Genomic DNA, 25,774 nt, shown 5'->3' with positions numbered 1-25,774 from the left:
TTTAAATTAATTTCAGAAATACTTTTTCCAGGATCAGGTAAATATCTTCAGGAATGACAGTCAGCCTAAGCTTTTTATTAATCCCTGAGATAGCTGTATTTTGTGTCACCAGCGAAGTCCAGAAGCTTTCAATCTTCGGGACAGAATCCATTTCCTTCAGTTTTTCATCATCCAGAATTCCGTTCTGGTATAATGAGACGATAATTCCGGAAATAAGCTCTTCAGCATCATCCAGTTTTTTATTTTCCTTCGCATATATTTCCATCAGAATATCATAGATACTTTCCATTCCGCTGAATGAAAATCCCCAGAGGAGATCGCGTTTTCCAGCTGTTATTTTCTCCATTTTTATGGGATTAAAGCTTCTTTTGACCGTTGCAATCATATTCATGATCTTCAGGACTTCAGATTCGTGGCTGGTGTTTCCTTTGGTACGGAAATATTCCAGGACCTCGTTGAGAAAAACTTCCAGCCGGGCATCAAAGTCAAATGATTTCGACAGGTATAATGCCTGGACTTCATTGAAATGCTCCAGAAGCTCCCTGATTTTCTGTACCGTAAAGTGAATAAGTTCCTGCATTACTCAAAAGTTATCTGTTCTATTTCATTACCGTCTTTATCCTTGTAGGACACAATCCTTATTCCTTCTTCCTCCATTTCCACATGAAGGTTGATGAATAATTTATCTTTATCTTCTGCTGCTGATGTATTGGGATCTATGTAAATGTTGTTCAGTTTTGCATTCACCAGAGTATATTTATTCAGTAAAACCTTTGAAAAGATTTCTTTCAGCTCATCAATATCTTCTTCACCTGTTCCGTCCTGAGGACGGAAAATTCCACTATTGAGAACTTTTATTCTGTTTCTGAGATCCAGTTTAAGCACTTCATCAGCAGGCAGCTTTCCGAACTTCTGGTCGTTCTTTTCCAGTTTGCTGAACAGGGTTTTAAATTCATCCGTCTGAATCTGTCTTTTGGTAATTTCCGGAATATTCAGTTTTTTTTCTTTATTCACCAGCCTGATCCTTTCGTTCATTTCTGAAACAAACTGATCCTGATTCAGTTTAAAATTGTATTTGGGAGCCGAATCTATATCGGTGATCTTTACCGGAATATCCATCTTTACACTGGGCAGGGCATATCTGGGAACCTTAAAATATTTAAGGTACTCATGCTTTGCATATTCCTTTGCAATAAGAACAGCATTCTCATCAGCTTTTTTACGGGCCTGAATTATCTCGTTGTTGAGATAATCCAGGTAATCTGATAATTTGATCATTTCCGTAAAAATTGGTTATTGTGAAAGAAGTCCGAGAACTTTTTCAAGTCCTGCCGGCATTTCGTCATTGGTAGCCCGTACTTTTACCCCCAGAGAGTACTCTTTTTCCACTTTGATTCCTGTACTGGAAGTTCTTTTATAAGATACATCCACTTTGAATTTTACAGGTCCCCAACCTCCGGAAACTCCGGCGTTGATTCCAAATTCATCGCTTACGTCTTTGGTGTAGGTAGAATTAAGCTTAACGTTAAAATCTACCTCGCAGGTTTCTATTCTGAAGCTTGGAACGTTCAGCAGCGCAATAAAAGGCACTGAAATCTCCACGTCGTCAGGAATAGTCTTGGGGTTAGTTGTGCTTACCGGTTCTTCAGGTTTAAAATCCGGGTTCGGGATATTCTTTTTGTATTTAAATTCTGCCATTCTCAGTTTTTTCGCACTGGCAGCATTGGCAGGATCTGTAAGCTCAAATCCTACTTCATTGATGAAGTTAACGGTAGCGATAGAAGCATTGGACTGTGCTTTTACACAGGCATCCAGAGGTCCGCCTATAATGGTGGCAAAATCTATACTTCCCAGTTCTGCAGCGAAATCTGCACCGGCAGCATCTGAAGTTCTGAAGATCTCATCATCGGCAGCCATCTTGCCGGCAATAAGTTTCATGATCTCTGAAGAGGCTCCGGAAAAAGATTTTTCCCATTTTTCGTCATAATTCTTTTTAAAATCCTCTACGATGTTTAAGAGTTCTTTATTGGTGAGGGTTCCCAATTCTGAAGTCTCAATTCCTGAAACCTTTTCGTAGACTGCCGGGGTAAGCACTTTTTCTACTCCTGACAGAAGGTCAATCAGTTCGTTTTTGGTTTTCTTGGCGTGGCTTGCTTCAAGCACCGATTTTAATGTTTCCATGTTCTTTTGTTTTTAAATTAATACTGTGGGACAAAATTATCTCACTATTAATCAAAATATTACAGGAAAACCGCTTGACCTGTCCCGGAAAAACACCCTAAAAATAAACGCCTGAACCACGGTAATAAGTTCAGGCGTTTTAATAATAACTGTATCAGATTTCTGTTTCAGCACAATAGTTTTACGATGCTGTCCAGGTATTGTTTTTAGGATTTACATCCGGAACTACGGAATCGGGATCCAGCATTACCTCAGAAATTTCCTTCACGGAATTGACTCTGAAGGTCCATTCCGTGTTACGCTTCCAGATTTCCACCGGAATTTTTACAATCTGTCGGGTTCCGTCTCTGAATTTTATCTGAACGGTTGTCGGCATTGGCAGCTGCCCCAGATTTTCGACGGTAATCTGTGCTCCGTTTCTGAAGTCTCCGTTCACATATTTCACGTCTTTCACCGACTGATCTATTTTCCATTTGTTGATAAACCAGCCTCTCCAGAACCAGCTGAGTTCTTCGCCGGAAACATTTTCCATAGTATGGAAGAAATCCCAGGGAGTAGGATGTTTGAAGGCCCAGCGTTCAATATAGGTTTTGAACGCTTTGTCAAACTTTTCAGGTCCCAGAACTGCTTCTCTTAAAATTTCAAGCCCAAGCCCCGGCTTATAGTAGGCAAGAGCTCCGATGCTCCTTTCTTTCATATTATCGGGTCCTACCATCACAGGCTCCAGATTATCTCCCATCATAAAGCTTCCGCTTCTGGCAAGGTCTTTCTTTTTATAGTATTCCCCATTGTTGAATGCTTTTGTGGATAATTCATTAATAAAGGTATTGAATCCTTCATCCATCCACGCGAAAAGCCTTTCATTGGAGCCAACAATCATCGGGAACCAGTTGTGCCCGAATTCATGATCTGTGACTCCCCAAAGATCTTCTCCGGCTGAGTTCATGTGGCAGAATACGATTCCCGGATACTCCATTCCGCCTTCATTTCCTGCTACATTAGTGGCTGCGGGATAGGTATATTCATACCATTTCTGTGAATAATGCTCTATCGCAGCTTTTGTATATTCCGTGGATCTGCCCCAGGCCTTCTCTCCTCCGCTTTCCACAGGATAGGCAGATATGGCCAGTGATTTTTTGCCGCTCGGCAGGTTTATTTTTGCTGCGTCCAGGATAAATGCCGGTGAGGAAGCCCATGCAAAATCACGGGTCTGCTCAATCCTGAACTTCCAGGTTTTTGTTCCGGAGTCCTGGTTTTTTCCGATCTCGGACTCTGTACGTATCATGACGGTCTTATCACTGTTCCTAGCCTGCTGCCAGCGGTTATTTTCTTCTTTGCTGTAAACGTCTTTAGCATTCAGAAGCTCTCCGGAAGCTACTACATAGTGATTTGCAGGAACGGTGATACTGGCTGTAATATTGCCATATTCAAGGTAAAATTCCGATGCCCCCAGGTAAGGCAGTGTATTCCAGCCCATCACATCATCATATACACACATTCTGGGATACCACTGTGCCACGGTAAAGATTTTGCCGTTTTTGGTATTCTGAACTCCCATTCTGTCGGATCCGTATTCAGGAGAGATAAATGAATATTCGATGGCAATTCTGGCTTTGCCGCCTTTTGCTTTAAGCTCATTGGGAAGATCGATCTGCATCCTGGTATCGGTAACGGTATATTTTACAGCTTTTCCGTCCAGTTTTACTGATTTTATTTTATATCCTCCCTCCAGTTTTTCACCTCTGGCTCCGTTTCTGCTTCCTGAAAGCGGAACTAAGGCATTTCCTCTGGAATCTTCTGCAAACAGGTTTTGATCCAGCTGCAGCCAGAGAAATCCCAGTTTATCGGGACTGTTGTTGGTATATATAATTTCGGCGGTACCGGAAATTTCATTTTTTGCTTCATTCAGAGAAACATTCAGATTGTAATCTGCTGAATTCTGCCAGTAGGCATAACCGGGCTGTCCGCTTGCAGAACGGGTTTCTGTTCCTGTCTGGGGGTAAAAGAAAGGTTTAAATGCTTCTACATAACTGTACTTCGGAGTTTCCTGTGCCAGGGCAGTAGCTGAAAGAAGGAAAACTGCGGCTGCAGCAACAATACCTGAGAGCTTAAAATTCATTTGAAAAAAATTTAGTAAATTCAGGGTATAAGTTATAAAAAATCCCGGAATCGTTACAATCCGGGATTTTTTATACTTATTTTTCGTTTAATTTGATTTTTTTGCCTTGATCATCGCTTCAAGGGCATCCCACATTTCTTTGGGAATATCTTCCAGCATATTGAATTCTCCTGCGCCCTGCAGCCATTCCCCTCCGTCTATGGTCACCACTTCCCCGTTCATATATGCCGAGTAATCTGAAACCAGGTAAGCGGCAAGATTGGCCAGTTCCTGATGTTCTCCCACTCTTCTTAAAGGCACTTTTTTCTTCATATCGAATTTTTCCTGAAGATCTCCCGGAAGCAGTCTGTCCCACGCTCCTTTGGTAGGGAAAGGCCCCGGAGCGATCGCATTGAAACGGATTCCGTATTTCGCCCACTCTACGGCAAGAGATCTTGTCATAGCCAGAACTCCTGCTTTGGCGCATGCTGAGGGAACTACATAGGCAGACCCGGTCCATGAATAAGTGGTTACAATATTCAGGACGGTTCCCGGGGTTTTGGAATCTATCCAGTGTTTTCCTATGGATAATGTACAGTTCTTGGTTCCTTTTAAAACAATATCCAGAATAGAATCGAAAGCGGAATGCGTCAGTCTTTCCGTTGGGGAAATAAAGTTTCCGGCCGCATTATTCAGCAGGATATCAATTCTTCCGAATTCTTTTAAAGCAGCTTCTTTCATAGCTTCCACTTCATCCCAGTTTCTCACGTCGCAGGCTACGGAAAGTACTTTCCCGCCTGTTTCCTCTTCCAGCTCCTTTGCAGTGGTCTGAAGTTTTTCCAGGTTACGGGATGTGATCACTACTTTAGCGCCCAGCTCCAGAAAATATCTGGTCATTGCTCTCCCGAGACCGCTTCCGCCTCCTGTTACTATTGCCACTTTATCTTTTAATGCGCCCTCACGCAGCATCGGTTGGGTATACATATTCATATAAATGTTATTTTTTTAAATAAAAGTTATCACACAGATTGATCAGCTGTCTGAACAGCTTTATCATAAGTGTAAGATCGCTGAATGCTTATTATGTAAATTTAATACAATTATTCTTGCAGTTGATTTTAAAAATTATGCAGAAGATAACAACGAAAGGTAAGACCTATTCCCCAATCTCCGATTTCTGCTTTAGTGCAATTCTTTTCTGAAAACAGGCACAGCATTGAAAAATCAATGCTGCGTCTGTTTTATCTTCCGAAATCGTCCTGTACTCTTACAATGTCATCTTCATCTGAAGGATTGGATGCATCGGTATGCTGCCAGATTTCTGCGACTACTCCCCAGCCATTCAGACCGATCAGCCTGTGCCTTTCACCCTGCTGCAGTTTTACCTGTTCTTTCGGGTGGTATTCTTTCAGTTCGCCTTCTTCATCTGTTGTACTTCTTTTGATTCCGACAGTTCCTTCCACAACCTGCCAGATTTCGGCTCTGCGGTGGTGATACTGCCAGCTCAACCGTGCCTGAGGGGCTACAATAAGGATCTTAGGACTGAGCTTTCCGCTTATTTTCAGGTTATTGACATCAATTCCGTCAAAGTAACGGTTGGCAAAATCCTGTGCCTGGTTTTCATCGATTACAAAGAAACCTCCCCAGGGTCTTGTGTCGTCTTTTGCGACAAGATTAAACCCCTGTGTACCAAGCATTTTTTCTATTTTATCGAATATTTCTTTTTTTACTGCACTCATATCGCTAAACTGCTCTTTAAGATTATTTTAAAAATTAAGTATTGTTTCATTATTCCACAGACATTGAATACGGAAAATCTTTTTCCTGTGATCCTCTTTCTTTATTCGGTTTATTATCCATCTGAAAATCCAGCACGGCTCCTTTCATCAGTTCTTTATGGCTTAACCAGTTTCTGGAATAAGGCTGTGCATTGACTTTCAGAGATTTCACATAGAAATTATCCGCATTATTTTCCGGTGCTTTTATTTCTATTTTCTTTCCGTTTTCCAGATGGATTATGGCTTCTTTGAATAAGGGGGCTCCCAAAACATACTGATCCGTAGCGGGAGTAACAGGATAAAATCCTAAGGCTGAGAATACGTACCATGCAGAAGTCTGCCCGTTGTCTTCGTCTCCGCAATAGCCGTCAGGAGTTGCCTGATAGAGTTTATCCAGCACCTGTCTTGTCCAGTACTGTGTTTTGTAGGGTGCTCCGGCATAGTTGTACAGATAGATCATATGCTGGATCGGCTGATTGCCGTGTGCATACTGTCCCATATTCATGATCTGCATTTCTCGGATCTCGTGTATGACACTGCCGTAATAGCTGTCATCAAAAACAGGAGGAAGAGAAAATACTTCATCCAGTTTGGCTTCAAATTTCTTTTTACCTCCCATCAGCTTAGACAGCCCCTCAATATCCTGAAAAACCGACCATGTATAATGCCAGCTGTTTCCTTCTGTAAAGGCATCCCCCCATTTGAACGGATTGAATGGGGCCTGAAATTTTCCGTCTTTATTTTTTCCTCTCATCAGTCCGGTTTCCGGATCGAAAAGGTTTTTATAGTTGTAAGCTCTCTGTCTGTAAATATCAATTTCCGAAGCGGGTTTTCCCAATGCTTTTCCCAGCTGATAGATTGCAAAATCATCATAAGCATATTCTAAAGTTCTGGCTGCATTTTCGTTGATCTTTACGTCGTAAGGAACATAGCCCAGTGTATTGTAATACTGAACTCCTCTGCGTCCGACTGCGTCAATAGGACCTTCGTTATCGGCTCCATGCTTAACGGCCTGCCAGAGAGTTTCTATGTCGTACCCCCGGAGACCTTTTATGTAAGCATCTGCAACTACTGAGGCGGAATTATTCCCAATCATAATGTCAGAATATCCCGGACTGCTCCATTCAGGCAGAAATCCTCCTTCCTTGTAGGCATTCACCAATCCCTCCTGCATTTCAGCATTGATACCCGGATACACCAGGTTCAGGAATGGATACAGGGCACGGAAAGTATCCCAGAATCCGGTTCCGGCAAACATTTTTCCATCCAAGATCTTGCTGTTGTAGGGACTCCAGTGCTTTATTCTGTTCTGAGCATCAATTTCGTATAGTTTCTGCGGGAAGAACAGCGTTCTGTACAGAGAGGAATAGAATGTCCTCATCTGCTGGTCTGTTCCTCCCTTCACTTCAATTTTACCCAATGTTTTATTCCAGATATTTTTAGCATCAGTTTTTACCTGTTCAAAATTCCGGTTTCCGATCTCTCTTTTGAGGTTTAGTTCTGCCTGTTCGAAACTGATGAACGAAGAAGCTACTTTTGCATAAACACTTTCTTTGTTTTTAAGCTTAAATCCTATGACAGCTCCTGTATGTTCGCTGGCCAGTTCCAGCTGTCCGTTTACAAAAGCATTATCTTTCCAGACCGTGGTAAGATCGAAATCTTTATCGAACTGAACGACAAAATAGTTTTTAAAGTTTTCATATTTTCCTCTGGCATATTTGGTCGTATAGCCCAGAATTTTTCTTTCTTTCGGAATGATCTTAATATAGGATCCTTTATTTAAGGCATCAATCACTACATAGGCACTGTCTGTCCCGGGAAAATCAAATTTGAAAAAGGCCGCTCTTTCTGTCGGGGTAAGTTCTGTGGTAACGTTAATATCAGCCAGGTACACACTGTAATGATAAGGTTTTGCCACCTCAGCTTTATGGCTGAACCAGCTTGCCCGTTCTTCTTCTCTGAATTTTGGTTTACCTACTCCCGGCATAATGGCAAAAGCTCCGTAGTCATTCATCCACGGAGAAGGCTGATGGGTCTGTTTAAATCCTTTAATTTTATCGGCATCATAGGTATATGCCCACCCATCGCCCATTTTACCGGTCTGTGGTGTCCAGAGGTTCATTCCCCAGGGAAGTCCGATTGCCGGATAGGTATTCCCATTGGACAGGGATGGTTTGGATTGGGTACCCATTAAAGGGTTCACATAATCGGCCGGGGACTTATCCTGTCCCAGTACCCATGTACTCAGTACAATAAAAAAAGATGAAATGATCAATTTCATAATGTCATTCTGTTAATTAATTCGTGGCTTTCTTCAAAGCATAACCTGCTGCTCCTAAAATGGCTGCATCTTCAAAAATAGCGGAAATTCTTACAGGAAGATCAATATTATCCTCAGATAAGTTTTTGTGAAGTCTTTCCTCAAAATAAGGATACATTTTGGCAATGTTTCCGCCTATAACTAAAACTTCCGGCTGATAAGGGCTGATATATTTTACAATGAATTCTGCAAAGGAATCTGCGTACTCATCCAATATTTCGGTTTGTACGTTCTGAGGTTTATCCAGCAATTCTTTGGTTCCTGAAATTTCCTGTCCTGTAAGTTCTTTATACCGGTGTACAAACCAGCGTGTGGCCAGATAATCTTCACTTATTGAATTCCTGAAAGGGGAATCCCAGAGGTCTTCATCAGTAGCCGCTGTTCCGTCATAAAAGGCCGTTCCCAGCCCTGTTCCCAATGTTATTCCGAAAATTCTGTTACAGTCCTGCACGCAGCCCCCGAAAACTTCTCCTTCCAGAAAGGCTCCGGCATCATTTACAAAATGAATCTGCTGTTCTGAAACCGCTAATCTTTCAGCCAGCTCTTCTTTAATATTGATTTGGTATATATCAATAAATTTCCCCTGCTGCATCAGGGAAATTCCATTTTCATAATCGAAGGGTCCCGGCATGGCTATTCCTATTAAAAGGTTTTCTTTCGCAAGCCCTTCTGTAACTTTTTCAACAGCAGAAACCCAGGAAGAAAAGATGGTTTCCCGGGAACCAAAGGAATCGACATGTTCCCTGACGTAAGTGGATGCAATGATTTCACGTTTAGCCGGATCTACCTGTGCCATTGTAATATGGGAGCCGCCGATATCTATTCCTATTATATTTTGCATGATGTTTGTTTTATCCGAATAAAAAAACTGTGACCCAAACGGACAGTAATAGCAAAGTTAAGTACTAATATACGTCCGTTTCAGGTCCCAGTCAAAAATCCCCTAATTTTTATTTTTTTGTCATGTATTTTATCTTTTCCGGTTTTATTTCACGAGTACTTTTCCGGATCTCAGAATCTTGTTATCAGAAGAGCTTATTTTATAGATATAAGTTCCTGCGGACAGGTTCTGTGTACCCATAACGGTAATATTTTTATCCACTTTCTGTGTAATTACCAGTTTTCCTGTCATATCATACAGTGCAACCTCATCTGCTGCCGTATCACTTATGATAAAATGAAGATCACTGCCTTTTTTAACGGGATTCGGATAGAGATGGCTGTCTGCACTTCCTGATGTGTTTTCTTTTACGGAGAGCTGCTCTGTGCAGGCAACGTCTGTTCTCCAGTTTGTATTGGTCATATTAACCATTGTTGCAAAATGTGTATTGGCTGTTGCATCCAAAACTCCGATTCCACTTCCTTCATTCATTTTCCAATTGGCTTCAAGACCGGGAGTATTTGCTGCTACATTACATTTCTGATCTGAGATCTCCTGTGCCGTCAGTGCTCTTTTCCAGATCCTGAATTCATCTAAAAATCCGTTCAGGGTACGGGAATTATCATAATTTCTTCCCAGGTAAAGAATACCGTTTGCCGTAAAACTGCCGGAAGCCGTATTGCCGGCATCTTCATTACCATTAATATAAAGTTTCATAGAAGTTCCGTCATATACTGCCGCGATATGATACCATGTATTTGTATTAAATGAGGTATTGCTGCTGAGTTTTACCTGGGATGAGCCTAAACTCAGGGTAAACTGCAGTTTATTATTGGCCAGATTTCCGTCTCCGAATCTCAGTATCGCGGAATTGTTATCTCCTACTTCAATTCCTGCTACGGAAGAAATATAGGGAAACCCGGTTTTAAATGCATTTACCTTTACCCAGCCCTCAATGGTCAGAGCATTACCGCTCAGATCAAATTGCCCGGCATTCAGATATTGTGTACTCCCGTTAAAAGCAATGGATCTTGCCCCAGGGCTCTGAACCGGAGCAAAACCACTGTTGAATGCCGTATCTGCTGAATAAACACTGCTATTTCCACCATTGCATACTGCCTGTACTCTCCAGACATAACCGGTATTCTCCGTCAGGTTCGGAAGGGTATAAGAGGTGGAGGAGATATTCTGAACATCTGTCCAAGTTGTGGCAGCGGCTGTTTTATACTGAAGGTTATAAGATGCTGCAGTTCCTACGGCGTCCCAGGATACTTTAGCGGTATTCCCGAGAAAACGTTCAGATTTTATTCCTGCCGGGACTGCGCATCCGTTTCCCGAGTTAAACCGTGGTGCAAAAAGATAAATACTGCTAAGTGATGAAGAGCAGTTGGATTGTATTCTCCAGTCATACTCCGTATTCAGAGTCAGATTGCTGATAACAATACTGTTTCCGGAATAATGGGTTCCGGCACTGATCCACGTATTGGAATTGGCCGGTTTATAGTCTATATTATAGGTTTGCGAAGCATTGGAAGTCCATTTCAGGGTAGCTGAAGTACCTGCAACATTGGTGGCCTCAAGCCCTAAAGGCGGGTCGCATGCCTGGCCCTGCGTCCATGAGTAGAGCTGTCCGGTAAGCAGGGTATTTTCATTATAAAGGATATTTGATCCTGTACTTAAATAGCCTGCAACATCCGTAGCTCCCAGGTCATACCACATAAATACGCCATAGCCGTCATTTTTGGTATTGGTGGCCAGCGTTGCCAGCGTAGATGCCGGTGTAGACTCAGGATTGGTATTACGTATCCATGTTGCCGCAGCAGAAATTTTTGTTTTATCAAGCGGAGGAATAACGGGTGCACTGTAAGTTCCGTAGTAAGCATTCCAGCCGTAATTGATATAATTTCCTGCGGAGTCACCATTGTAACTCTGCCTTGTGGTGGCCGGACCTATGTAATAAAATGTGATCAGTTTATCTGGCATTGCCGCTTTAAGTTCCTGCAGCAGCATGACAAACGAGCTGCTGTTGGGCTGTCCTGTTCCGTTATTTCCGTATCCTGCATATTCATCATCCAGATCTACTCCATCCAGGCCATAGGTATAAACGGTATTGGCAATCTGCCTTGCGAAATCACGGGCAGCTTCACGGTTCGGAAAATTGGAGATTCCGGCTCCCTGATGGTTTCCTAAAATATCCAGCAGGACCTTCATTCCTTTCTGCTGTAATGGTCTTACGTAGGTATTGACATCATTCAGTACTTTGGTAACATTTCCGTTTCCGGAAATATATGCCCTGTTTTTGGAAACATCATAATTAATGTTTGCGGCAAAAATAATGGCCACATCAAAAAGCTGCCTTCCACTGTTCTGCAGGGTGTAAGAGCCTGCATTCAGCATATTGCTGTTGTTGACTTCCACATAGCATATTCCGACAGGGTCAAGCTGCTGTGCTTTGAACAGGGATCCTGCCTGACAAGCCATGAGGATCAGTGCTGCAAGAACGGAGTTTTTCTTCATAGTATAATTTTTTGCTGTTTTAAAATATGCAGTTCCCTGTGCAGACCGGTTATAACCTGTCCTGCATAATGAATACCGCAAAAGAAGAGTAAACGGAGTACTCAGGATCTGAAATATTTAAGTCAGTAAATCCCGGTTTTCGTTAAATGTTTTCCATAATAATTCTCCAAACAGTGTGTTTGCCCAGGCAAACCAGTCTCTGGTAAATTTCCTGTCGTTGTCCTTATGGAAGGACTCATGCATAAATCCGGTACCTCCGTGGGTTTTCTGAAGGGTCTGTATACACCATCTGATTTCATTTTTATCTTTGGTGGTAAGGGCTTTCATAATAATACTCATGGGCCAGATCATATCCAGACCGATATGCGGGCCTCCTATCCCTTCGGCAAGGCTTCCTTTGAAGAAGAAAGGGTTGTCTTTTGACCATACATATTTCCTGGTATTGAGGTAAACCGGGTCATCAGATTTTACAGCATCCAGATAAGGGAGTCCCAAAAGGCTCGGACAGTTGGCATCGTCCATCAGATTGTAACTTCCGAATCCGTTGGTTTCAAAAGCATATATTTTCCCATATTCCGGATGGTTATAAATACCATATTTTTTAACGGCTGCGTCTACTTCATCTGCAAGACCGTTCAGCTGCGCTGCCAATGTTTTTTCATTTTTGATTTTGGAAACCATTTCTGCTGCCTGACGTAGACTTACTACTGCGAACAGGTTGGAAGGAATAAGAAATCCATAAATGGTAGCATCATCACTGGGACGGAACATGGAACTGATGAGTCCTACCGGATTTGTGGGATAGCCGTAGCCGCCCATCGGAACTCCATCGGTAGCCCAGGCGGTGGTACGTTCAAATTTATAAGGACCGAGATCTTTTTTACGCTGCTGTTCAGTAAAAGTCTGTAAGGTAAGTTTTATTCCTTTCAGCCACTGAGCATCGAAAGGTTTGGTATCTCCGGTTGTTTTCCAGAAATGATAGGCCAGACGAACAGGATAACAAAGTGAGTCTATTTCCCATTTTCTCTCATGGATGCCCGGTTTCATATCGGTATGATCGTATTCTTTCCACTTGCTTATTTTCTTGTCATCATTATAGAATGCGTTGGCATAAGGGTCTTTAAGGATAAATTCGGTCTGTTTATGAATCACTCCTGAGATCAGCCTGTGCAGCTTCTCGTCTTTTTTAGAAAACTGCAGATAAGGAAAAACCTGGGCAGAGCTGTCACGAAGCCACATGGCATCGATATCTCCGGTAATCACATAGGTATCCGGAGTTCCGTTAATTTCTTTATAAAAAACAGTTGTATCCAATGTATTCGGAAAGCAGTTCTCAAAAAGCCACACCAGTTCTTTATTTTTAACATTCTTTCTGAAGGCTGCAATGGCATTTTCTACCGATTCGCTGGTAAAATGCCTTTTATCTTTCGGAACTCTGACTACTGGAAAATCTTCCACAGCCAGATTTTTAGCAAAAACATTTTGGGTAAACAGCAGCCCGGCTCCAGCCAGTGCGCCTGTTTTAATAAACTTTCTCCTTTCCATTGATTCTTTTTATTTCTTTATTACTTATTAGATTTACTGTACGGGTTTACTTCCCATGATAAACTTCAGCTCTCCTCCGTTCATGATATCGCTGTGATTCAGTTCCCAGCTTTTGTATTCTTTCCCGTTCAGGAATATTTTCTGAACGTATATATTTTTATCGGAAATTTTATCAGCAGTGACTGTAAAAGTTTTTCCATTCTCCAGCTTTAAAGAAGCTTTCGGAAACTGGGGAGCTCCTATTGCATATACAGGTTTCCCGGGAGTAACGGGATAGAACCCCAGGGAGGAAAAAATATACCATGCCGACATCTGCCCGCAGTCTTCGTTATTTACAATTCCGTCAGGTTTTGCCGTATACATATTATCGCGGATATATTTTACCATTCTCTGCGTTTTATGAGGGACGCCTGCATAGTTGTACAGATAAGGAACATGGTGCCCCGGCTCGTCTCCGAATCCCAGAGATCCTATGAATCCTGAAATATCTACGTGCTGTTCTCCCTGCATATTCAGTTTTTCGGTAAAAGTTCTGTCCAGCTTTTCCTCAAATCCTTTTTTTCCTCCATACAGTTTTATCATTTCACCAATCTGATGCGGAACAAAGAAATCATAGGCCCAGATATTGCCTGAAACCCAGTGCGGCTGAAGTTTTTTCCAGTCGTTCAAAGGAAAATCAGGGAGAAATTCTCCATTTTTCTGTCTTGGCCAAAAGTGATTATTCTTTGTGTTGAAGGTATTCAGAAAATTCATTGAGCGTTTTCTGTATACTTCTGCGTCCTCTTTTTTGCCCAGTTTTTCCGCCAGCTGCTGAATACACCAGTCATCATAGGCATATTCTAAAGTCGCAGAAACAGAAGCTCCGTTCTCAGAAGGCGAATAGCCTAATTTAATATAGTCATTCAGGCCGCCTCCGCCATCACTGCTGCTCATTTTATCGGTTAATGAAGCATCTTTCATTGCGGCAAACGCTTTTTCATGATCAATCCCGGGGACTCCTTTGGAAATGGCATCCCAGATCACTGATGCACTGTGATATCCCAACATGCAGAAATTGTCATAACCGCAAAGCTCCCAGATCGGCATATGATCTTTACGGTCTGTATACCTGCTGATGAGAGAATTGGCAAATTCCCTGGTGTGTTTCTGATCCATGATCGTCAGCAGCGGATGCGTTGCCCTAAAGCCATCCCAGTAAGAATATGTACTGTAATTGGTAAACCATCGGGTATTCATATTTTCTTCTGCTGCGACGTAATCGCCGTTGACATCCATATAAAGATTAGGAGCAATAAAGGTATGATAGACTCCTGTATAGAAGATCTTCCGCTGATCATCTGTTCCGCCTGTCACCTGGAATCTGCTGATGAGATCTCTCCATGTTTTCTGTGCTGTTTCTTTAGCTCTGGCAAAATCAACATTTCCGGCTTCGGTATCGAAATTTTCCTGTGCACCTTCTGTACTTACCGGAGACAGGGATACTTTCACTTCTATACTCTCATCTTTTTCTGTGGAAAATCTCACAAATGCTTTCGCATCTTTAGCAAGGGCCATTTTCTCATTATTTCTGATCTTTCCTTCTGAATACACTCCGTAGGATTTAAAAGGCTTTGAAAACTCCATCACGAAATAGGCAAATCTTTTTCCTCCCCAGCCTGTACTATAACTGTAACCTTTAATTTTATTATTTCCTTCAATACTTACCAGTGTATGGTATACATTCCCGAATATTTTATTCACAGGATCAATAATGATATTGGATTCTTCACTTTCAGGAAAAGTATATTTATGGAATCCTACTCTTGGTGAAGCGGTCAGTTCGGCCTTGATTCCATAACTGTCAAGCATCACGGAATAATATCCCGGAGATGCGGTTTCTTTCTCGTGGCTGAATGTGGAGCGGTATCCTGTTTCAGGTTTATCTTCCGAACCGGGCAGCATTCTGATCTGTCCTATTGTTGGCATTACCAGAATATCACCGAGATCTGCCCAGCCGGTTCCGCTAAGGTGGTTATGGCTGAAGCCCATGATGGTCTTACTGCTGTAATGATAGCCAGAACACCAATCCCAGTCACCGCTTTTGGTATTCTGATCGGGGCTGAGCTGTATCATTCCGAATGGTGTTGTCGCTCCCGGAAAGGTATGCCCATGACCTCCCGTCCCAATGAACGGGTCTACCCAGGAAAGAATATCATTATTCTTCAGCTGTGCATTTCCGTGGTGTGAAAGCAGTATTGACATTAAAAATATAAGCAGTTCTTTTTTCATGATGGTATGCAGGATCTCAAATTTTTTTTAAGATAAGGGATTATTTAGGAATATGAAAATCATAATAACAATATTATATAACAAAATCACAGATTTTACAGGTCTTATTACATTTTTTATGCTATTAAATTGAATTAATTTTCATAAAATCAATGATTTCCGAAATATATCCAAAAGCAACAGCCACTACCGTATCGGCAGCCCCGTAATATACTGCCACCTTATCTCCTTCAGTTAATGCAGCACAAGGAAAGATGACGTTGGGAATATCTCCCGTAAGTTCATACATTTCCGCAGGGGCCAGCAGGTATGGTTTTGTTCTGTACAATACTTTTGAAGGATCTTCCAGATCAAGCAGCGCGGCTCCCATAGAATATCTGAATCCTCTGCAGGTATTAATTACGCCATGATAGAAAAGCAGCCATCCTTCACTGGTTTTGATTGGCACCGGCCCTGCTCCGATTTTTGTACACTGCCATGCACTGTCTTCAAAAGGAGTGACTTTCATAACACATCTGTGCTCTCCCCAATATTTCATATCCGGACTGTAACTGATGTAAATATCCCCAAAAGGAGTATGACCGTTATCACTCGGGCGGCTCAGCATTGCATATTTCCCATTGATCTTTTCAGGAAAAAGCACTCCGTTTCTGTTGAAAGGCAGAAAGGCATTCTCACACTGGAAAAATTCTTTAAAATCGAAGGTATATCCTATTCCGATAGTGGGGCCATTGTACCCGTTACACCATGTGATCCAGTAGCGGTCTTCAATAAAGGTTACCCGCGGGTCATATTTATAATCGGATTCGATCATATCGGTATTCCCGGCTTTCATGTCAATGGGATCATGGTTGATTTTCCAATGAATGGCATCTTTACTGAAACCGGCAAAGATATTCATCTGTACGGCTTTGTTGTCGCACCGGAAAACGCCTGCAAATCCGTCTTCAAAAGGGACCACCGCGCTATTGAAAATACTGTTGGACGTGGGAATTGCATACCTGCTGATAATCGGGTTTTCAGAGAAGCGCCACATAATATCACGGCAGTCTTTCGGGCGTTCCTGCCACGGGATCATTACTGATTGAGATGTCATAAAGTAGTATTACTTTTTTATTTTTTTATTATTAATTAACTAATTCTTCTTTTGGTTTTTCAGCATGTGGGAACGGGACCATCAGGGTTACTATAAATGCCGGTATCGTAGCGATCAGCACCCAGATGAAAAACATTTTATATCCGATCCAGTCACTGATCATGCCGCTGAACATTCCGGGGATCATGACTCCGAGATTCATAATTCCGGTGGCAAATGCATAATGGGCCGTTTTGTGTTTTCCGGGCGCAATCTGCTGCATCATGTACAGCATCAGCCCCACAAAACCAAAACCATATCCGAAATATTCAGTAACCACAGCCAGTCCTACTGAAAAAAGATCTTCCGGCTGATAATGAGCCAGCAGCGCATACACCACAAACGGGATATTAAATGCGCAGCAAAGCCAGATCAGAGATTTTTTAAGTCCTCTTGCTGAAATAAAATATCCTGCCAGCACAGAGCCTAAAATAAATGCAGCAGACCCATAGGTTCCATAAATAAGCCCTATATCTGAAGTGGATAATCCCAGGCCTCCCGAAGTGCGGGGTGCCTTAAAAAACAAAGGCGCGATCTTAATGGCAAATCCTTCGGCAAAACGGTACAGGATAATAAACATAACCGACCACAGAATATTCCGTTTGGTAAAAAAAGAAGTGATCACTTCCAGCAGTTCTTTACGGATATTTCCTGCATTTCTTTCCTTTTTTTCATTTTCATTTTTCTGTTCTTCCGGCAACACCCGGTAATGATAAACTGCCAGGACGAAAAATAAGGCGGCATAAATCCCCATGATGATCATCCAGGCATGGGTAATTCCTTTTGTTTTCTCAAGAACACCGGCAAAATACACCAGTGCACCGCTACTGATAATTTTGGCCAGATTGTAGAAAGCTCCCTGCCAGCCGATATACCTTGCCTGCTCTTTATTGGAAAGAAAAGCGATATAGGTGCCGTCTGCCACCACATCGTGTGTGGCGCCACAGAAAGCAACTGCGGCAAAAAGGGCAATACTGTATCTGAAAAAATCATGAAGCGGGAGACTCAGCGCAATGAGAGCAAAAAGAACCCCGATAGCTGCCTGTGTAAAAAGAACAAAGAACTTTTTGGTTTTATAGATCTCCAGAAAAGGGCTCCAGAGTGGCTTCAGCGTCCAGGAAAGCATAACAAGTCCTGTCCAGAAGGTGATCTGCGCATCTGAAACACCCATATCTTTATACATGATTCCGGAAACAGCATTAATGGTTACAAAGGGGATTCCCATTGCAAAATATAATGTTGAGATCCAGAAAATCGGTTGTACCGGATGTGTCTCGGATTTGTTTTTTTCCATATTCAAACTAAAATGTTAAAGAAAAGAAGGCCTCTCAAAATTGTCATCCCGGATGAACGAAACTAAAAAAGAATAATCTTAAAAACGAATTTGTAAAAGATTTTTCTATACCGGCATGAAAAAACCAAATTAAATCTATTTTTTGAGACGGCCTTCTGTTTTCTTTATAATTGATCCTGAAAAGTATTATTTTTTATCCCACCACAGTTTTGTACCTCCTGTATCCGGGCCGCCGAGGAATTGCAGCGCCTGCGCATAGTTCAGGGTATTGTTTCTATACTTGGTAGGAATAGGAACCCTTCTGATCATTGCATCGGTACTGATGGTTCCCTGACTGTCGTTAAGAACATTTCTGAAAATCACAGGGTAACCTGTTCTCCGCTGTTCCGCCCATGCTTCGGGACCATCGGGATAAACAGCAATCCATTTCTGGGTGATGATCCGTTCCAGTTTTCTTTCAAAAGAATCTCCGTTATTCCATTTAATGGTAATTGTGCTCAGCATCGGGCTTCCTGCCGGAATACTGTTTGAGGCATTTTTAGGATCGATATAGGGAGCTTCCGTAGAAGTTGCATCTGCTATATAAGCTGCATAAGATGAGCTTTTCCCCCATTCTGCAAAAGACATTTCGATTCCTTTATTATAATTTGTTCCGGCATCTCCCGCTCCGGCATAACCTCTGATGGCAGCTTCCGCTTTCAGAAACCAGATTTCTGCGGCTGTCATAATTTTGTTTTTACCGTTGCTGTTAGAAAAATAATCTCCGCCCGCAGCTGCGGCAATAGGTTGGGAAAAATCTCCGTACCGGTCCTTGCTTCCTCCCATATCAACTCCCTGTCTCACCCCGATATACTGTCCGGCTACGGAAGGATCTGTGGCAGGTTTGGCATATGCTGTTTTTCTCGGATCATTATATCCGTTCATAAATGCCATTAAAGGCGCCCCTATTTTGCAGTCTCCCCAGGAATAAATAATATCGCTGAGAGGGGAAGCTCCTCCATAGTTAATCAGAGCATTCGCAGAGTTATCATCAATAAATCCGACAGGTGAGGCCAAAGCTTCTTCTGCATACAGTTTTGATTTTGCAGGGTCGGCATAGCTTATTCTCATGGCAAATCTTAATTTCAGAGAGTTGGCAAGCTTTGCCCAGTTGAGCAGATTACCTCCGTATATCAGATCAGATTTGCTGATGACCGCTTTATCTTCCACTCCAGGGGTCTGCTGCAGGTCGGAAATGGCTGAAGTAAGATCTGCAATGAAATTATGATAAGCTTCCTGCTGGGAGTCAAAATCGGTAATCCCTGTTATAGGATCGGGTGTTTCGAACTTACTGTAAATAATAGGTCCGTGGGCATCTGAAACCTTGCCGGCAGAAATTACTCTGAGAATTTTTGCAAGAGCAAGCGATCCCTTAAAGTTTATCCCCTGATAATTTTCTCTGATGACAGCATTAATGGTTTTTGATTTGTCAAAAACATCTTCCAGCTGCGTCATCATGATCCTCTCATTCCAGTTATCCATAATAAAATAAGTAGTATTATTTCTTCCTCCGTTGTAGGGTGTTCCTGTACTGAAAAGGCCGCTGTACATATCTGCATTAAGGTTGGTCTGAAGCTGATAGATCCAGTTGGTAGAACTCTGCTGATTTCTCTGCATCAGTTTTAAAGGATTCACAATCTGGGTAAAATCAGCATTGAAATTCTCAGGTCCTCCGATATATTCCTGGTTGTACTGATCAAACTCACCTGTGCAGTTCAGAGCAGAAAACAGCATAAGTGCACTGAGTGATACCGTTTTAATATATGATATTTTCATTTGTTCTTAAAATTAGAAGTTAGCTTTTAATGATAAACCGACAGATCGGGTGATAGGCATTCCAAACATATCGATTCCCACACCACCCGGATTAACCCCGGATACCTGCTCAGGATCGAACGGAGCATCTTTGTACAGGAAAAACAGATTGCTTCCGATTAAACTTACCGTAGCATTGTCTATATATTTTGAATGGATATCAAAGGTATAGGACACTGAAGCCTGTCTCAACCGTACGGCTGTTGCTTTATACATGTACGGCTCATCAACAGATCCCGCTACTTTTGAATAATATTTTTCAGCATCGGTCAGCCCTGTATAGGGAGTTCCGTTTTCATACACGGCATTGGGAACAGATACCCCTCCTCTATCACGGGCATCTGCACTGGCTTTACTTACGCCGTACTGATCATTTTTAGCCTGCGTATAGCCCAACACTTTTCCGCCAAATTTCCCGTCAATAAGAAAACTGATTCCCAGTTTCCCGATATTGAAAGAGTTGTTGAAGCCGAGAATGAATTTCGGATTGGGATTTCCCAGATACTGTACCTGATTCTCATCTCTTAACGGAACGCCGTCGGCATCCACAATAATTCTTCCCTGTCCGTCTCTTTTAAAGACCGACCCGTAAATATCCCCGAATGATCCGCCTACTTTTAGCCTGTTATATCCGCCTCCTGTAAGTACAAAAGTTTTGTCGTCGGAAATCTTCAGCCTGGACGGAAAAAGCTCTTTAATGGTATTTTTATTGGCTGAAGCATTAATTGTTGTTGTCCAGCCGAACTTATTTCCGGTAAATGCTTTGTATGATAAACTTGATTCAAATCCTCTGTTCTGAATTTTTCCTGCATTCACATCAAACCTTCCGGTCCCGAATCCTAAATTGGACGATATTTCCACGGCCTGCAGGAGCTGGTTGGATACTACTGAATTGTAGTATGTAAAATCAAAACTCAACCGGTTTTTAAAAAGCCGGAGCTCTGTTCCTGCCTCAAAAGTCCTGTTAAGCTCAGGTTTGGCAAAAAGCTCAGAGAATTCAGGATTGGTAACGGGAGAAGAAACCGGTGTGATCATCGTTCCTGCATTTACCTGGTAACGGTAAATATTAGGTGCGGTAAGGTTAGAATACAGTCCGTTTCCTACTTCTGCATAGGATGCCCTTACCTTCCAGAAGCTGACAGATTCCGGAAGATTAAAAATTTCAGACAAAATAGCATTTAATCCTACTGATTCATAGTCAAAAGAAATCCTTCCGGTTCCCGACAGCGTTGAATCCCAGTCATTTCTGAATGTAAGATCAAGATACAGGAATTTCTTATACCCAAGATTGGCACTTGCAAAAACAGATTGAGTCTGTTTCTTTGTACTGTAATACAGGTAGCTCACCCCGTTTCCGTTCTGCCCCGGCCACTGTAAGTTATTCTGTGTAAAAAGATTGGGAATGACCAAAAGATTGTTCTCTATACTGCTTGATGTATACCTTTGTGTATTAATACTTCCTCCCACCGTAAAATCCAGGGAGATATCATCATTGATTTTCGGACTTCCGATAAGCAACGCGTCACCATAAGTAGAGGTGCTCTCTATTACATCTTTGTAAAGTTTACCATTATCATTTCCTCCCAATAAAACAGGCAAGGAATAAACCGCTACATTACGCTGGCTGTCTGAAGTGGTATAGCCGTAATTTCCTCTCAGTCTGGCAGACAGCCACGGATTGATCTGGTAGCTGAGTGTCACAGCACTGTAAAGGTTTTTATTTTTTGTTGTTACCGGGTTTTTATAAAGAATCCAGTACGGATTCTGAGATTCTACACTAAAGCTTCCGTCCGGTTTTATAGCCCACCAGTTTTGTGCGGGAAGCAATCTGTTATTGTTCTGATAGGTATAATTGGCCCCGCTGAACTGATCGAAATCAATACCTCTTGGCAGCCAGTACAGATTGACGAGCGGGGAATAATAAGATCCCGGAGTAAGTCTGTTTTTACTGTTCTGCAGAGACCCCATAAAGTTGGCATCAAGTGTCAGTTTATCATCCAGAAATTTACTTGAATTTCTGAAATTAATATTGTACTGGTCAAATATGGAAGTAGGAATGATTCCTTTATTGGTCGTATTTCCCAGAGAGAAAAAGTTATTGGATTTCTCATTTCCCGATTGAAATGAAATATTGTTGACCCAGGTTGTTCCGGTTTGTAAAAAGTCTTTAAGATAATCCTTTGAAGTCCCTTTCGGTCCCCAGCTCTGTTGAGAACCGGTTTGCCCGGCAGCAGGATCATAAGGAATACTCTGCAGATAGCTGTACTGCAATTCGGGAAGACTGTATGCCTTATCCAGGGTAAGACTCGTTGTATAAGACAGCTTACTTTTCCCTGCCCTTCCTTTTTTAGTAACAATCAGAACGGCACCGTTACCTCCGGCAGCACCGTATAATGCAGCAGCTGAAGCACCCTTCAGGAAGTTAATGCTTTCAATATCTTCCGGATTGATTGTACTCAGTACATCACCTGTATCCGGCATGGATGCAAAAAAATCTACATTAGGCCCTTTTGTATTATTGATGATAGGAATCCCGTCAATCACATACAGCGGCTGGCTGTTTCTTGTTGATTTGTCCCCTCTCATCACTACCCTTACAGATCCTCCTACACCTCCGTTGGTCTTATTGATCTGTACATTGGAAACCTTGCCGTTGATAGAGTTTAAAAGATTGGGGGTCTTTACTTCCGTAAGTTCATCCCCGCCAATCTGCTGGCTCGAATACGTTAAAGACCGCGCCTGCCTTTTGATCCCTAAAGAAGTAACAACCACTTCTTCTATTTTGGTTGTTTTAGCAGTATCTGCCTTCTGAGCTTCCTGTGCATGAGCAGATAAAGAAATAGCTAATAAAACCGGTATAACAGTTTTTCTCATAAGGTTTAGGATTAATTTAGATTTATTTGAGAATCAACCGCACTTCTTCAAATATGATTTTGAAACATAAAGCATAGCCATTGTGATTTTTTCGCAACGTTATGATTAAAAAGCGTCAAATAATTTAAAGTTTGATTAAGATTTAATTCACATTAGCAAATCTAAATTTTGTAAACAGCCGGATATAACATTATTTTATCATAAAACGATATTATTTTTTCAGGTCTGTTTAAAAACCGTTTATTTTGATCTATATACCAACAATTTATGCCTTATTCAGCTTTACAGTTTTAACACAGTTTTTGATGTGTTTTGGTGAAAATATGGGGTAATTATGAAGTTTTCAGCAAAAAAAATCCGGAAACAGCGTTCCGGATTCTGCCAATGAGCAGTATAATTTTTAAATTTTATCGCATTATTCGATTTTTTTCACTCCCTTGAACTGTTCTTTAAATTCAGTAGGGGTTGTCTTTTTAATCGATTTGAAAACTTTGTTGAAATTAGCAATATTGTTAAATCCGGCCTCAAAGGCGGTTTCGAAAACCGTAAGATTCTTTTCCATCAGCCATCTGGCTGCGTAGCTGATCCTGATTTCATTAAGATAATTCACAAAAGTTTTACCCGTTCTTTTTTTAATAAACCTGTTGAACGTTACATTGCTCATGCTGACCAGTGATGCCGCATCGTTCAGGGATATTTTACTTTCAAAATTTTTATGGACAAAATCATGAACAATTTTCATTTTATCATTATCGGCAAATGTTTCAAGTTCAATGCTGTATGAAGACAGCAGGGTCTTTTCTTCTGCAGTAGCCAGTTCATTCAGAATTTTCATGATTTCGATGAAAGATTCGAAACTGCTCATTTTCGACAGGTTGAGAAAAGAATCTTTCAGTTTTTCTGCCAGTTCCGGTGAAAACAGAATCCCTTTGATAGAATCTTTCATCAGATTGCTGATCGGTTTCAGGATGTTCTTATCCATCATCGACTGGTTAAAAAAATCCTGATTGAACTGTACGGTAATTTCGTGGGTTTTCCTGTTTTTACATTTATGATTGGCCCAGCAATGCGGCAGGTTCGGTCCTACCAAAACCAGTTCGTAATCGCCTATCTCCCCGGTGTGATCACCGATCATTCTGCGATATCCTTTGCCTTTATAAACAAAATTGATCTCCACTTCCGGGTGGTAATGATAGGGAAAATCAAACGATGCTTTGATGCGGTCAAATACAAGAAAACTGTCCTCGGGAGATAACGGCGTTATTTCTCTCAATATATTTTCTAACTTGCTCATGAGTGGCTAAAAAAGTTAAGTTATAAATCAAATACAGTACTTTTACAAAATTGATAAAAAAACAATCAACTAATATATAATTTTTATTTTTTATCTGTTTTTTATTGAAAATCTGGAAACAGCGGCTCCGCCAGACAAGATTAACTCTTAATTCACCCTTAAAAAGGGAAATATTTTAACCTGGCCCCCTCATATTTCATTAAGCTGCTTCTTCAGTACTAACTTCCACCTCAGCCATCATTTCTTTTTGTATCTTTAAGGTAAAGTAATCCTATGCCGCTTATTTTTGAAGATCAATATAAAAAACTGGGGCTGGAAATGTTTTCGGAAGGAAACCCGGAAGCCATTCACAGTAATCTTTTTATATCAGACATTAAAATTCTATTCATTCCTGAAGGTTATGAACTGACCGTAGATTTTAACCATTACAGAACTTCAGTTCCTTCTTTATTTTTTCTGACCGGGCAGCGTATGAAGATCGGAAAAGGTAAAGAAGATGCGCTGCTGCTTTATTATAACCGTGATTTTTACTGTATTCAGATCCACGATAAAGAAGTGGCCTGCGACGGGCTTCTGTTTCATAATGTTTTTGAAATCCCCTTTGTGGAGCTTGATCCTGAAGAAGCCATAAGTATCAGAAATCTTTTTCAGCACATTAAAGATGAACTTGAACTTAAAGACTCCTCCGCTGAAGAAATGATCAGAACCTATGTAAAACAGATCATCATCCGTGCCACCAGAAAATGGAAGCAAAAGAATCTTGACAGTGGCAGTTTAAAGATTTCAGGTACCGAACTGGATGTTTTCAGAGATTTCAGCAGGCACCTTGAAATTCATTTCAGACAGAAACATAATGTGTCAGATTATGCAGAGCTGCTGCATATCGCCCCCAAGACACTGACCCATAAATTTAAAAACCTGAAACTTGATTCTCCCAACCAGTTTATCATTAACAGAATTTTACTGGAAGCCAAAAGACTCTTATTCTATACAGATAAACCCGTGAAGGAAATTGCTTATGATCTGGGATATGAGGATCCCGCTTATTTCAACAGGCTGTTTACCAAAAAAACAGGAAACACGCCTTCAAATTTCAAAAAAAAATACATTTCGGGAAAAAAGTACAATATTTAAGTCTTTTTCTCTATTGAATCCAACCATTAACCGCAATACCTTTGTCACATTAAAAACAATCATACATATCAATAACAAAAAAACAAACATTATGAGACGTAACGCAACAGCCGTTTGGAACGGTACCATCAAAGAAGGAAAAGGACATTTAACAACCCAGAGCACCACTTTAAACGAAACTCAGTATTCTTTTAACAGCCGTTTTGCCGATGGTGTAGGCACCAATCCTGAAGAATTACTGGCAGCAGCACACGCAGGATGCTTCACCATGAAACTGAGCGCTGAACTTTCCCAGGCAGGCTTCACCCCTGAGGAGCTTAAAACAACTTCGGTGATCACTCTTGACCCAAGCATTGGAAAAATCACAAAATCAGAATTGACTTTAACGGCAAAAGTTCCGGGGATTTCTGAAGAGGAATTCCAGAAGTATGCTAAAATCGCGGAAGAAGGATGCCCGGTAAGTGCGGCTTTCAATTTTGAGATTACACTGAATGCAACTTTAGCATAGAAGTTATTTTTAACCTGAACCCGGGCTGAGGAATTTAGAGATAAAATGCCGGAGATGGCAGTCTATTACTGATGACTTTCAAAACTTCCCTCTT

The 25,774-nt window shown here is 41.5% G+C and carries 18 protein-coding genes; 2 read left to right on the top strand and 16 right to left on the bottom strand.

The features are described from left to right. Position 1 precedes the first annotated feature (1 nt). The 16 genes from AC106S_RS16025 to AC106S_RS15950 all read right to left on the bottom strand — a co-directional run bounded on the left by AC106S_RS16025 (position 2) and on the right by AC106S_RS15950 (position 24,038). Positions 2–580 (bottom strand): hypothetical protein, encoded by a 579-nt coding sequence (locus tag AC106S_RS16025; RefSeq protein WP_482440539.1) that lies wholly within the window; start codon positions 578–580, stop codon positions 2–4. Then, the gene (locus AC106S_RS16020; protein ID WP_482440537.1) at positions 580–1,278 is read right to left on the bottom strand and encodes a hypothetical protein; all 699 of its coding nucleotides are present in this window, start codon (positions 1,276–1,278) and stop codon (positions 580–582) included. Before AC106S_RS16020 ends, AC106S_RS16025 begins: the two co-directional genes overlap by 1 nt. Before the next feature lie 15 nt (positions 1,279–1,293). Then, positions 1,294–2,181, bottom strand: coding sequence for a DUF2589 domain-containing protein (locus AC106S_RS16015; protein ID WP_482440535.1), 888 nt, complete (start codon positions 2,179–2,181; stop codon positions 1,294–1,296). 181 nt (positions 2,182–2,362) lie between these two features. Next, on the bottom strand, positions 2,363–4,300 hold the full coding sequence (locus tag AC106S_RS16010; protein ID WP_482440533.1) for a M1 family metallopeptidase: 1,938 nt from the start codon (positions 4,298–4,300) through the stop codon (positions 2,363–2,365). A gap of 87 nt (positions 4,301–4,387) precedes the next feature. Beyond that, positions 4,388–5,269 carry an SDR family oxidoreductase gene (locus tag AC106S_RS16005; RefSeq protein ID WP_482440531.1) on the bottom strand — a complete coding sequence of 294 codons (882 nt, stop codon included), beginning with the start codon at positions 5,267–5,269 and terminating at the stop codon, positions 4,388–4,390. Positions 5,270–5,520: 251 nt separating this feature from the next. After that, positions 5,521–6,018 (bottom strand): cupin domain-containing protein, encoded by a 498-nt coding sequence (locus tag AC106S_RS16000; RefSeq protein ID WP_482440530.1) that lies wholly within the window; start codon positions 6,016–6,018, stop codon positions 5,521–5,523. A gap of 49 nt (positions 6,019–6,067) precedes the next feature. Then, positions 6,068–8,338: a GH92 family glycosyl hydrolase gene (locus AC106S_RS15995; RefSeq protein WP_482440528.1), complete on the bottom strand. Its 2,271-nt coding sequence runs from the start codon at positions 8,336–8,338 to the stop codon at positions 6,068–6,070. Between the two features lie 16 nt (positions 8,339–8,354). Then, on the bottom strand, positions 8,355–9,218 hold the full coding sequence (locus AC106S_RS15990) for an ROK family protein (protein WP_482440526.1): 864 nt from the start codon (positions 9,216–9,218) through the stop codon (positions 8,355–8,357). A 144-nt stretch (positions 9,219–9,362) separates the two neighbouring features. Beyond that, positions 9,363–11,774 (bottom strand): endo-beta-N-acetylglucosaminidase H, encoded by a 2,412-nt coding sequence (locus AC106S_RS15985; RefSeq protein ID WP_482440524.1) that lies wholly within the window; start codon positions 11,772–11,774, stop codon positions 9,363–9,365. Positions 11,775–11,891: 117 nt separating this feature from the next. Further along, positions 11,892–13,319: a glycoside hydrolase family 125 protein gene (locus AC106S_RS15980; RefSeq protein WP_482440523.1), complete on the bottom strand. Its 1,428-nt coding sequence runs from the start codon at positions 13,317–13,319 to the stop codon at positions 11,892–11,894. 33 nt (positions 13,320–13,352) lie between these two features. Continuing rightward, on the bottom strand, positions 13,353–15,587 hold the full coding sequence (locus tag AC106S_RS15975; RefSeq protein WP_482440521.1) for a GH92 family glycosyl hydrolase: 2,235 nt from the start codon (positions 15,585–15,587) through the stop codon (positions 13,353–13,355). A gap of 124 nt (positions 15,588–15,711) precedes the next feature. Continuing rightward, complete coding sequence (locus AC106S_RS15970; protein ID WP_482440519.1) at positions 15,712–16,683, bottom strand: glycoside hydrolase family 130 protein; 972 nt, start codon at positions 16,681–16,683, stop codon at positions 15,712–15,714. A gap of 31 nt (positions 16,684–16,714) precedes the next feature. Next, the gene (locus AC106S_RS15965) at positions 16,715–18,016 is read right to left on the bottom strand and encodes an MFS transporter (protein ID WP_482440517.1); all 1,302 of its coding nucleotides are present in this window, start codon (positions 18,014–18,016) and stop codon (positions 16,715–16,717) included. A gap of 186 nt (positions 18,017–18,202) precedes the next feature. After that, complete coding sequence (locus AC106S_RS15960) at positions 18,203–19,831, bottom strand: SusD/RagB family nutrient-binding outer membrane lipoprotein (RefSeq protein WP_482440515.1); 1,629 nt, start codon at positions 19,829–19,831, stop codon at positions 18,203–18,205. Positions 19,832–19,843: 12 nt separating this feature from the next. Next, positions 19,844–22,744 carry a SusC/RagA family TonB-linked outer membrane protein gene (locus tag AC106S_RS15955; protein ID WP_482440514.1) on the bottom strand — a complete coding sequence of 967 codons (2,901 nt, stop codon included), beginning with the start codon at positions 22,742–22,744 and terminating at the stop codon, positions 19,844–19,846. Between the two features lie 415 nt (positions 22,745–23,159). Next, on the bottom strand, positions 23,160–24,038 hold the full coding sequence (locus AC106S_RS15950) for an AraC family transcriptional regulator (RefSeq protein WP_482440512.1): 879 nt from the start codon (positions 24,036–24,038) through the stop codon (positions 23,160–23,162). A gap of 273 nt (positions 24,039–24,311) precedes the next feature. Here AC106S_RS15950 and AC106S_RS15945 point away from each other — a divergent pair, with 273 nt between their 5' ends. Continuing rightward, entirely contained in the window at positions 24,312–25,172 is an 861-nt protein-coding gene (locus tag AC106S_RS15945; protein WP_482440510.1) for a helix-turn-helix domain-containing protein, read from the top strand. Between the two features lie 91 nt (positions 25,173–25,263). Continuing rightward, the gene (locus AC106S_RS15940; protein WP_482440508.1) at positions 25,264–25,680 is read left to right on the top strand and encodes an OsmC family protein; all 417 of its coding nucleotides are present in this window, start codon (positions 25,264–25,266) and stop codon (positions 25,678–25,680) included. Positions 25,681–25,774: the final 94 nt, after the last annotated feature.

Source organism: Chryseobacterium sp. FR054 (assembly GCF_056844565.1).
This window is presented reverse-complemented; position numbering and strand designations above follow the sequence as displayed.

Bases quoted from the DNA above. Each gene is read 5' to 3' on its own strand.
- AC106S_RS16010 (WP_482440533.1), bottom strand. From the start codon at position 4,300: ATGAATTTTAAGCTCTCAGGTATTGTTGCTGCAGCCGCAGTTTTCCTT.
- AC106S_RS15940 (WP_482440508.1), top strand. From the start codon at position 25,264: ATGAGACGTAACGCAACAGCCGTTTGGAACGGTACCATCAAAGAAGGA.
- AC106S_RS16020 (WP_482440537.1), bottom strand. From the start codon at position 1,278: ATGATCAAATTATCAGATTACCTGGATTATCTCAACAACGAGATAATT.
- AC106S_RS16015 (WP_482440535.1), bottom strand. From the start codon at position 2,181: ATGGAAACATTAAAATCGGTGCTTGAAGCAAGCCACGCCAAGAAAACC.
- AC106S_RS15965 (WP_482440517.1), bottom strand. From the start codon at position 18,016: ATGGAAAAAAACAAATCCGAGACACATCCGGTACAACCGATTTTCTGG.
- AC106S_RS15990 (WP_482440526.1), bottom strand. From the start codon at position 9,218: ATGCAAAATATAATAGGAATAGATATCGGCGGCTCCCATATTACAATG.
- AC106S_RS15985 (WP_482440524.1), bottom strand. From the start codon at position 11,774: ATGAAGAAAAACTCCGTTCTTGCAGCACTGATCCTCATGGCTTGTCAG.
- AC106S_RS15955 (WP_482440514.1), bottom strand. From the start codon at position 22,744: ATGAGAAAAACTGTTATACCGGTTTTATTAGCTATTTCTTTATCTGCT.
- AC106S_RS15980 (WP_482440523.1), bottom strand. From the start codon at position 13,319: ATGGAAAGGAGAAAGTTTATTAAAACAGGCGCACTGGCTGGAGCCGGG.
- AC106S_RS16005 (WP_482440531.1), bottom strand. From the start codon at position 5,269: ATGAATATGTATACCCAACCGATGCTGCGTGAGGGCGCATTAAAAGAT.
- AC106S_RS15945 (WP_482440510.1), top strand. From the start codon at position 24,312: ATGCCGCTTATTTTTGAAGATCAATATAAAAAACTGGGGCTGGAAATG.
- AC106S_RS15950 (WP_482440512.1), bottom strand. From the start codon at position 24,038: ATGAGCAAGTTAGAAAATATATTGAGAGAAATAACGCCGTTATCTCCC.
- AC106S_RS15960 (WP_482440515.1), bottom strand. From the start codon at position 19,831: ATGAAAATATCATATATTAAAACGGTATCACTCAGTGCACTTATGCTG.
- AC106S_RS16025 (WP_482440539.1), bottom strand. From the start codon at position 580: ATGCAGGAACTTATTCACTTTACGGTACAGAAAATCAGGGAGCTTCTG.
- AC106S_RS15975 (WP_482440521.1), bottom strand. From the start codon at position 15,587: ATGAAAAAAGAACTGCTTATATTTTTAATGTCAATACTGCTTTCACAC.
- AC106S_RS16000 (WP_482440530.1), bottom strand. From the start codon at position 6,018: ATGAGTGCAGTAAAAAAAGAAATATTCGATAAAATAGAAAAAATGCTT.
- AC106S_RS15970 (WP_482440519.1), bottom strand. From the start codon at position 16,683: ATGACATCTCAATCAGTAATGATCCCGTGGCAGGAACGCCCGAAAGAC.
- AC106S_RS15995 (WP_482440528.1), bottom strand. From the start codon at position 8,338: ATGAAATTGATCATTTCATCTTTTTTTATTGTACTGAGTACATGGGTA.